Below are 9,289 nucleotides of genomic sequence, written 5' to 3'. Positions count from 1 at the left end.
TTGCTGAATCATTCAATGCTAAAATCAAACTCTTTAGAGCGAATCTCAGGGGAGTTGTTGACAAGAAGTTTTTCTTATTCCGCATTGCGAACTTATATGCATATCCCCACTAAAAAGCTACTGACCCCAAAAAAGCAGCGAAAAACCGATGTAATTCCATCACAACCGGTTTTCCGCTGCTTTTCTATTTATCAGACGATATTGCAATTATCAGACAATACCCCGGACTTCCTGCAACCTCATGTATTTACAGCGCAGGCAAAGTCACCGGGAAGAGTGCATTTTCACGATGCTCACGCAAAATGATGTCTACCAGTTCCTTTACGATTTCCGGATGACTGCCCGCCACGTCGGTATCCTCATGAATATCTGTAGACAAGTCGTACAAATGAGGCACTCCCTTTTTCACCACCAGCTTCCAGTCGCCCTTGCGCACCCCAATCTGGTCGGTCTCATGAAACTCCCAATACAGAAAATCGTGCTTCTGCTGCGCCTCATCCTTTCCCAGCAACGTAGGAGCAAAGGAGATTCCGTCAAAGCAGTCGTTCTCCACCTTCTTATTCAGGTATTTTTTCGGGAAACGCTTGTCTCCCATCAGTTCGCAGACCGTAGGCAGAATATCATAGAACGCAAGCTGATGATCGTTTACGCTGCCGGCAGCAATGGTACCTTTCCAGTAAGTGATGAACGGAATTCTGATTCCTCCTTCGTAACACTGCCTTTTCAATCCCCTCAGTTTGCCGTCACGACCGAAAAATTCAGGATCGGCCCCTCCTTCTTCATGAGGACCGTTGTCACTGGTAAAGATCACCAGCGTGTTCTCGTCCAGTCCTTTTTCTTTCAGTTTGGCAAGAATTTCTCCGACGTACGTATCCAGACGGGTAATCATACCGGCAAACTGAGCGTGGGTATGTACCACTGCATTGTAACGGCTGCCCTCACTGCCTCCCCAGGTCTTGTCTTCGAAGAACTGTTTCTTGTAGTGCGACAGGATGGAATCTTCCGGCTGAGCCAGCTCTGCATGCGGCAGGGTGTAGGTAAACAGACCGAAGAAAGGCTTCTCTCCGTTTTGCCCCTCCAGCCAGTGCATGGCCTCCTGATGAATCAGGTCGGCAGAATATTGAGTACGTTTCTTGTATTCGTCGCCAAACATCGGATGCGGGATATTTTCATCCAGCGTAATACGGATAGTAGCCGTATCTCCTTTCGATTTACTGTAACGGTTCAGGAAATTCGGATAATACAGATGAGCCTGGAACTGGCAGACATATCCGTAGAACTCATCCACCCCACGCTTGTCGGGAGTAGATACCGAGCCCTCATATCCTCCGGCCCATTTTCCGAACATACCGGTGGTATATCCGTTCTTCTTCATGACCTCAGGCAAGATAATATGGTTGGGATCATAAGGCTCCTGTCCCACTACTGTCCAGTCCTGATTCTCACCATAATACATTACAGGGGCATCCTTCCAGTATTCACGGTTGCCTCTCACATGTCCGTGGCCCGAATGCTGTCCTGTCATCAGGGAAGCACGAGACGGAGCGCTGACCGGACTGCCGGCATAGGCCTGGGTGAAACGCATTCCTTCCTGAGCCATCCGGTCCAGATTAGGAGTCTGGATGTATTTTTGACCATAGCATCCCAAATCGCCGTATCCCATGTCATCGCACATAATGATGAGAATATTCGGTTTTTTATTCTCTGCCGCATACGAGGTAACAGTGGCTACTGCACTTAACATACCGGCACTAAAAAGCCATTTTACAGAATTCTTCATGTATTAAATTTAAGTGATTAATGATTTGATACTATATTCAACAACCACAGTCGGCTTCCACGGAAAACCGACTGTGAAATAGGGTATTATTGCACAAACGCCTGTTCCGAATTGCGGTAACCGCGCAGGAAATCGGCTACAGACATCCGTTTCTTACCGGCCAGCTGCAAAGACAGCACGTTGACAAAACCGTCTGTCGAAGCAATCCGGAAATACGTCTTCCGGTCGGTATCGATGGTACCGGGCACCAGGGAATGATGCTCGAACTGTTTCTCTGTTTCGTAAATCTTCAATGTCACCGGTTCCATACCCTCCTGTCTCAGTTCCGTCCATGCAGCCGGATACGGAGACAATCCGCGTACGAAGTCGTACACCTTCTTCACTCCCGCACTCCAGTCGATGCGGCAAGTTTCCTTGAAGATTTTAGGAGCCGGACGCAAGTCCTCGAACCGTGCCAGTTCTTCCTGAGGAGTCGTCTTTACATTGCCCTCCAGGATGGCATCCACTGTTTTCAGCACCAGGTCGCCTCCCAGCGTCATCAGGCGGTTGTACACCACTTCCACATTGTCCTTGTCGGCAATCGGAACACGGACCTGATCAATGATCTCACCCGTATCAATCTCATGCTTCAGGAAGAAAGTAGTGATTCCCGTTTCCGTATCTCCGTTGATCACCGCCCAGTTGATCGGCGCAGCTCCGCGGTACTGCGGAAGCAGGGAAGCATGCAGGTTGAACGTACCCAGACGAGGCATGTTCCATACAATCTCCGGCAGCATGCGGAAGGCCACAACAATCTGGAGGTCAGCCTTCAGTTCCCGCAATTCGGCCACAAAAGCCTCATCCTTCAGTTTTTCCGGCTGCATGACCTTCAAGCCTTGCGAAACGGCATACTGCTTGACCGGACTGGGCTGGAGCACACTGCCGTGCCGCCCCATCGGCTTATCGGGCATGGTAATCACGCCGACTACATTATATCCTCCCTCTACCAGTCGCTTCAGACTTTCAACGGCAAATTCGGGAGTACCCATATATACGATTCTTAAATCCTTCTTGTCCATAAATCCGTTTTTAAAATGATTACTCTGCTGAAAAATCCACCAGTACCTGACGGTAAGCATTCAGCATTTTTGATTTTGATACGAATCCGATGTATTTCTCATCTTCATCCACCACCGGAAGGTTCCAGGCCTTGGTATCGTCAAACTTCTTCATGACGGTTTCCATAGAGTCAGTACTGATAATCTTGGCCTTAGGGGTTGTCATGAAGCTGTCTACACGGAACCGGTGATACAATTCCTGACGGAACATGATATTTCGGATATCGTCCAGCACCACCACTCCTATCAGTTTGTCGTGTCCGTCGACTACCGGAAAGAGGTTACGGCTGGATTTGGATATGGTCTTTACCATCGCTCCCAGATCCATGTCCGGACGTACCGTAAGGAAATCAGTTTCCACGATACTCTCGATGTTCATCAGGGTCAGTACCGCCTTGTCCTTATGATGGGTAATCAGCTCACCGTTCTTCGCAAGACGCATGGAATAAATACTGTGCGGCTCAAAGACGATGATGGTCAGATAGGCCGATACGGAAACAATCATCAGCGGGAGGAACAGTCCGTAACCACCCGTCAGTTCGGCAATCAGGAAGACCCCGGTAAGCGGTGCGTGCATCACTCCCGACATCAGACCGGCCATCCCCATCAGGGCAAAGTTCTTTTCAGGAATGTACGTATTTCCGATATTGAACTGGTTGCATACGTAAGAAAAGACAAATCCGGAGATACAGCCCAGAAAAAGACTCGGTGCAAAGATACCACCACATCCCCCTCCTCCGTTGGTCGCACTCGAAGCAAACACCTTGAAGAGGATGATCAGCAACAGGTAAAGCACCAGCAAGCTGCCGCTTCCGTAGAACAACGAATTGTTCATTACCGTATTCCATTCCGCCTGAGTCGTTCCGTTCAGCAGCAGACCAATGGTATCGTATCCTTCACCGTAGAGTGGAGGAAACAGGAAAATCAACACACTCAGCATCGTACCTCCGATGACAAACTTCACATACGGATTGGAGTAACGGCGGAAGATGTTCTCAATCCAGTTCATGGAGCGGGTAAAATACCAGGCAACCAGTCCGCAGAACACTCCCAGTGCAATGGCATAAGGAATACGCTCCAGTGCAAAAGGATAGTCCAGATGGAACTGGAACATCGCCTCGGTACCCGTAAGCAGGTAAGAAACGGAAGCAGCCGTCACACTGGTTATCAGCAGCGGCAGCAACGAAGCCATGGTCAGGTCAATCATCAGCACCTCCAGCGTGAACACCAGTCCGGCTATAGGCGCCTTGAAGATTCCGGAAACCGCTCCTGCGGCCCCGCAGCCCACCAGCAGCATCAGCGTCTTATGGTCCATCCGGAAAATACTTCCCAGATTAGAGCCGATGGCCGAACCGGTAAGCACAATCGGAGCCTCGGCTCCTACCGATCCACCACAACCGATTGTGATGGCCGATGCACAGACCGACGACCACATGTTATGCCGCTTGATACGGCTCTGTTTCCGCGATATGGCATATAAGATTTTCGTAACTCCGTGGCTGATATCATCACGTACCACCTTCCGGATAAACAGACTGGTCAGAAAAATACCCACTACCGGATACACCAGGTAAAGCCAGTTCACTCCGGTCGAATCAAAGTTCTCTGTCAGAAACTCCTTGATATATTCCACCAAAAACTTCAAGACATAAGCAGCCAGCGCCGTGAAAATACCTACCAGAAAACTCAGTATCAACACAAACTGTTTGTCTTTGATATGTGTCTCTCTCCAACGCAGAAAACGCTGGAGAAGACCAAAACGATCTCCTTCTGTCTTCATTAAAAGTATCTTTTATCTCTTATTCTCTGATTATTTTCACTTCACCCTTGCTTCCCAGTTTGATGATGCTGGAAGGCTTCGGATGTCCGGTTTCATCCCGGCGGAAATCCACCACATAATCTACTGCCTGCTTGATTTCCTCGCTGATTTCGCTGAATACAGCCGGGGCAGGCTCACCGCTGATATTGGCCGATGTAGAAACAATCGCCTTGCGGAAACGGAAACAGAGTTCCTTGGAAAAAGCCTCCGAAGTAACCCGGATGCCCACACTTCCGTCTTCGGCCAGCAAGTTGGCAGCCAGATTACGGGCACCGTCGTAAATGATAGTCAAAGGCTTCGTGGTCATTTCAATCAAATCCCACGCAACCGGAGGTACCTCACGGACATAAAAATCCACCTTTACCGGACTGTCCACCAGCACCAGCATCGCCTTGCTGTCGGCTCTCCGCTTAATGTCATATACACGCTTCACAGCTTCCTCATTGGTAGCGTCACATCCAATGCCCCACACCGTATCGGTAGGATACAATATCACGCCCCCCTTCTGCATGACCTCGCATGCTTTCTTAATTTCATCTTTCATCATAATGACTATCTTTGCAAGTTACACAAATCAGACAAAAGTACAAATCATTTTTATGATGACCTAAAAACTTTCCGTATTTTTGCAATCCGAGAATACAGAAAGCAACGATGAACCGAAAAATCATACATATTGACATGGACGCCTTCTATGCCTCAGTGGAGCAGCGGGACCATCCCGAACTACAAGGAAAGCCTGTAGCCGTAGGCCATGCCGAGAAGCGGGGAGTCGTAGCAGCCGCCAGTTACGAGGCCCGACGCTACGGGGTACATTCGGCCATGTCATCGGTCAAGGCCAGGCAACTCTGCCCGGAGCTCATCTTCGTTCCCGGCCGGATGGAAGTCTACAAAGAGGTTTCCGCACAGATACACCAGATATTCCATGAATACACCGACCTGATTGAGCCCATTTCACTGGATGAAGCCTTTCTGGATGTCACGGAAAACAAGAAAGGCATGGACCTGGCGGTTGACATCGCCCGGGAAATCAAGACACGCATCCGTCAGGAACTGCACCTGATTGCCTCTGCCGGGGTATCCTACAACAAGTTTCTGGCCAAAATCGCTTCCGACCTCCGGAAGCCCGACGGACTGTGCACCATCCATCCCGACCAGGCCGAATCCTTCATCGCCCATCTCCCCATCGAAGCCTTCTGGGGAATCGGCCCTGCCACTGCCCAGAAAATGCACAGTCTGGGCATCTACAACGGAGAGACCCTGCGCGCCTGTTCCGAAGAAATGCTGAAACGGCAGTTCGGCAAAACCGGTACGCTATATTACCAGTTTGCCCGGGGCATCGACCTGCGCCCCGTAGAAGCCGTCCGCATCCGGAAATCCATCGGTTGCGAACACACCCTCGAGAAAGACATCAGCCAGAAATCGGCCGTCATCATCGAGCTCTATCACGTAGCCTGCGAACTGACAGAACGGTTGCAGAAGAAACAATTTTCGGGAACCACCCTCACCCTGAAAGTCAAGTTCCACGACTTCACCCAAATCACACGCAGCACCAGTGTCGGCCACAACCTGTCTACCCTGCAGGAAATCCTTCCCCTGGCCAAGAAACTGCTGCAGGGAGTCGACTACCCCCAGCATCCCATCCGCCTGCTGGGCCTCACCGTATCCAATCCCAAAGAAGAGGCTGCAGACGAAAAAAACGGAGAAAAATGGATACAGTTGGAACTTCCGTTTAAAAAATAACTAAAAACTGCATAAATAACGAACAAATATCCATCCGAAAGCATTTTAATTATAAGAAAAAGATATTTATCAAAAAACTTTCGCTATAGAAAGTCAAATATCAAACTTTTTTCATAACTTTGTGACCAAATCCGTTATATAATAATGAGACAATTAAAGATTACCAAAAGTATCACTAACCGAGAGAGCGCTTCTCTGGACAAGTATCTGCAGGAAATCGGTCGGGAGGACTTGATTACTGTAGAAGAAGAGGTAGAACTCGCTCAGCGTATCCGCAAGGGAGACCGTGTTGCGTTAGAGAAACTTACACGTGCCAACTTACGTTTCGTAGTATCAGTAGCCAAACAGTATCAGAACCAGGGACTGAGTCTTCCGGACTTGATCAACGAAGGAAACTTGGGACTGATCAAAGCAGCTGAGAAATTTGATGAAACAAGAGGTTTCAAATTCATCAGCTACGCCGTATGGTGGATCCGACAGTCAATCCTTCAGGCTTTGGCCGAACAGTCACGTATTGTCCGTCTGCCGCTGAACCAGGTTGGCTCACTGAACAAAATCAGTAAAGCTTTCTCTAAGTTTGAACAGGAAAACGAACGCCGTCCTTCTCCGGAAGAGCTTGCCGATGAACTGGAGATTCCAGTCGACAAGATTTCGGATACACTGAAAGTTTCAGGACGTCACATCTCAGTAGACGCTCCTTTTGTGGAAGGAGAAGACAACAGCCTGCTGGACGTGCTGGTGAACGACGACTCCCCTATGGCCGACCGTTCTCTGGTTAATGAATCACTTTCGAGGGAAATTGACAGAGCGCTTTCTACGTTAACGGAAAGAGAGAAGGATATTATCCAGATGTTTTTCGGTATTAACACGCAGGAAATGACGTTAGAGGAAATCGGCGACAAGTTCGGGCTCACACGTGAGCGTGTCCGCCAGATTAAAGAAAAAGCTATCAGAAGATTAAGACAAAATTCTCGTAGCAAGCTGCTCAAATCTTATTTGGGATAAAATAAGATAAAGTTTCATTTCTCAAAAAAACAAGATGCAATTTCATGGATTCCACTCCTGAAATTGCATTTTTTATTTATACACGCATTCCATAAAAAACCTTTATTCTTTTTCAAATATTCAAGTTTTCGCTATTTTTGTACCCTAAATTCAACATTCAAAGTCATGAAATACATTAAATTAATTTGTTTACTGCTCATCGCTTCGTTTGTTCTCCCGGCCATGGCACGCAAGAACAAGGACAAGCGACACTACGGAGTATACATCAGTGGGGTATCCGCCTCTTTTACCGACTCATTGATTTACTTTACCGACATCCAATACCTGGACAGTGCTTCCCTGAACGACAAGGGACTGCTGGACGGACGTTCGCAATACAGCATCCAGCTGAAAGACTACCTTGAAAGCCGGATGGACGGAAAGAACCGTACCTGCTTCATCTTCTTCCACCGCAAGAAGAAAAACCTCCAGAAAGAAATGTCCAAGCTGAGACAGAAGTACCAGAAGAACAGCACACTGGTTGTAAAGGAGGTAAACCCCGATTTTAAATTTGAAAAGGCAGAATTATACGAATGAAAAAATTCCTGATATTCTTTCTGACTGTCGTCCTGCTGGCAGCATGCTCGAACGAGATTCCCGAACACCACCAGCCGGTTCAGGCCAAACGTACCATTCTGGCCTACCTGGTGGCCAACAACAACCTCGACGGAGACCTGATGGACAATGTAAAATGGATGTATGAGAGTCTGGCGACCGCAAAGGATACCTGTACCCTGCTGGTTTATTACAAACCCAACCAATATAACCAGTATCTGGACAAGACTACCATCCTGGAATTCCGTACAAACGGATTCGGGGAAATCAACAACCAACCGGTACTGCAGGGATACGATGCCACTGTGGGCAACATCCTTGCACAGGCCATACAGCATACGGCCGACCCGGGATCGGCGGTATCCCGACAGGCAATCATCAACAACCTGAGCATCATGCAGGAGATTGCACCGTCACAGAGCTACGGACTGATTTTCGGCTCACATGCCAGCGGTTGGCTGCAGGCAAGTCGCCGGGTATCAACCTATGCTTTCGGCGATGACGGAGGATATTCGATTGATATTCCGGAACTGGGAAGCGCACTGACAGCCAGTTTCCCTCAGCACAACCTTGACTTCACCCTTTTCGATGCCTGCATGATGGGTACTACCGAGGTTTTTCACGAACTGCGGGATGCCACTCACTACTGCATTGCTTCGGTGATGGAGACTCCTGCCATGGGATTCCCCTACCATCTTTTCCTGACTTCCCTGTACGAGAAGGAAATCGACTATGCGCAGTTGTGCAAGACGGTCATCGACTTCAACAAGCGGGAGAATTCATGGGGTACCTATGCCGTTGTCGACTGTACGAAGATGGATGACCTGACAGCTGCCATCCGTCAGGAACTGAGCCTCATACCGGACAAGCTCCAGAACATTCCCTACGAGGAAATCCAGCAATACGGTGTGTCTGATCCAGACAGAGACTACCGATATTTCTCATTCGATGTAGCAGATATCTTCCAAAGGTTGAACGGAGAGGTTCCCGCTTCCATACAGCAGGCACTTACCCAGACGGTTATCGCAAAGGAATGCATTACCGACTACACCAGTTCTCCATTTGGTCAGATACTGAGAGACAAGAACCGTTTCTGCGGCATCGGCATGTACCTGCCCTACACCATCGGAAAAAAACAGTGGGACCAGTATTACGAGACCCTCTCCTGGTATCAGGCAGCGGGATGGAACAACCTGAAACACTGAATGAATCATCGGGAGATATCCGATATACCGGACTGCCCGAACTGAA

General features: G+C 48.8%; 8 protein-coding genes and 1 pseudogene. 5 read left to right on the top strand and 4 right to left on the bottom strand.

The features are described 5' to 3' along the window. Positions 1–113 (top strand): annotated as a pseudogene (locus tag H3001_RS19845) (ISAon1 family transposase); the annotation flags it as partial. 134 nt (positions 114–247) lie between these two features. Here H3001_RS19845 and H3001_RS03265 read toward each other — a convergent pair. The 4 genes from H3001_RS03265 to H3001_RS03250 form a co-directional block, all read right to left on the bottom strand. Further along, positions 248–1,780 (bottom strand): arylsulfatase, encoded by a 1,533-nt coding sequence (locus H3001_RS03265; protein WP_178244688.1) that lies wholly within the window; start codon positions 1,778–1,780, stop codon positions 248–250. An 86-nt stretch (positions 1,781–1,866) separates the two neighbouring features. Then, positions 1,867–2,838 carry a methionyl-tRNA formyltransferase gene (gene fmt, locus H3001_RS03260; RefSeq protein WP_181214066.1) on the bottom strand — a complete coding sequence of 324 codons (972 nt, stop codon included), beginning with the start codon at positions 2,836–2,838 and terminating at the stop codon, positions 1,867–1,869. A gap of 19 nt (positions 2,839–2,857) precedes the next feature. After that, the gene (locus tag H3001_RS03255; protein WP_178244686.1) at positions 2,858–4,657 is read right to left on the bottom strand and encodes a chloride channel protein; all 1,800 of its coding nucleotides are present in this window, start codon (positions 4,655–4,657) and stop codon (positions 2,858–2,860) included. Positions 4,658–4,676: 19 nt separating this feature from the next. Continuing rightward, on the bottom strand, positions 4,677–5,240 hold the full coding sequence (locus H3001_RS03250; protein ID WP_178244723.1) for an L-threonylcarbamoyladenylate synthase: 564 nt from the start codon (positions 5,238–5,240) through the stop codon (positions 4,677–4,679). A gap of 110 nt (positions 5,241–5,350) precedes the next feature. Between H3001_RS03250 and dinB the strand changes: the two genes are divergently transcribed. The 4 genes from dinB to H3001_RS03230 all read left to right on the top strand — a co-directional run bounded on the left by dinB (position 5,351) and on the right by H3001_RS03230 (position 9,243). After that, positions 5,351–6,439, top strand: coding sequence for a DNA polymerase IV (dinB, locus tag H3001_RS03245; RefSeq protein ID WP_178244685.1), 1,089 nt, complete (start codon positions 5,351–5,353; stop codon positions 6,437–6,439). Between the two features lie 144 nt (positions 6,440–6,583). Next, positions 6,584–7,444, top strand: coding sequence for a sigma-70 family RNA polymerase sigma factor (locus H3001_RS03240; RefSeq protein WP_022278282.1), 861 nt, complete (start codon positions 6,584–6,586; stop codon positions 7,442–7,444). A gap of 165 nt (positions 7,445–7,609) precedes the next feature. Then, positions 7,610–8,020, top strand: a complete 411-nt coding sequence (locus H3001_RS03235) for a hypothetical protein (protein WP_178244732.1) — start codon at positions 7,610–7,612, stop codon at positions 8,018–8,020. Then, positions 8,017–9,243 carry a clostripain-related cysteine peptidase gene (locus tag H3001_RS03230; RefSeq protein ID WP_181214065.1) on the top strand — a complete coding sequence of 409 codons (1,227 nt, stop codon included), beginning with the start codon at positions 8,017–8,019 and terminating at the stop codon, positions 9,241–9,243. Before H3001_RS03235 ends, H3001_RS03230 begins: the two co-directional genes overlap by 4 nt. Positions 9,244–9,289: the final 46 nt, after the last annotated feature.

Source organism: Phocaeicola faecicola (assembly GCF_013618865.1).
Classification (GTDB): Bacteria; Bacteroidota; Bacteroidia; order Bacteroidales; family Bacteroidaceae; genus Phocaeicola; species Phocaeicola faecicola.
Note: the sequence above shows the minus strand (reverse complement) of the source record. Positions and strands in the feature narration are given on the sequence as shown.

What these genes read in the sequence shown, in the direction of transcription:
- H3001_RS03265 (WP_178244688.1), bottom strand. Translation starts at nt 1,780, where the DNA reads ATGAAGAATTCTGTAAAATGGCTTTTTAGTGCCGGTATGTTAAGTGCA.
- fmt (WP_181214066.1), bottom strand. Translation starts at nt 2,838, where the DNA reads ATGGACAAGAAGGATTTAAGAATCGTATATATGGGTACTCCCGAATTT.
- H3001_RS03255 (WP_178244686.1), bottom strand. Translation starts at nt 4,657, where the DNA reads ATGAAGACAGAAGGAGATCGTTTTGGTCTTCTCCAGCGTTTTCTGCGT.
- H3001_RS03250 (WP_178244723.1), bottom strand. Translation starts at nt 5,240, where the DNA reads ATGAAAGATGAAATTAAGAAAGCATGCGAGGTCATGCAGAAGGGGGGC.
- dinB (WP_178244685.1), top strand. Translation starts at nt 5,351, where the DNA reads ATGAACCGAAAAATCATACATATTGACATGGACGCCTTCTATGCCTCA.
- H3001_RS03240 (WP_022278282.1), top strand. Translation starts at nt 6,584, where the DNA reads ATGAGACAATTAAAGATTACCAAAAGTATCACTAACCGAGAGAGCGCT.
- H3001_RS03235 (WP_178244732.1), top strand. Translation starts at nt 7,610, where the DNA reads ATGAAATACATTAAATTAATTTGTTTACTGCTCATCGCTTCGTTTGTT.
- H3001_RS03230 (WP_181214065.1), top strand. Translation starts at nt 8,017, where the DNA reads ATGAAAAAATTCCTGATATTCTTTCTGACTGTCGTCCTGCTGGCAGCA.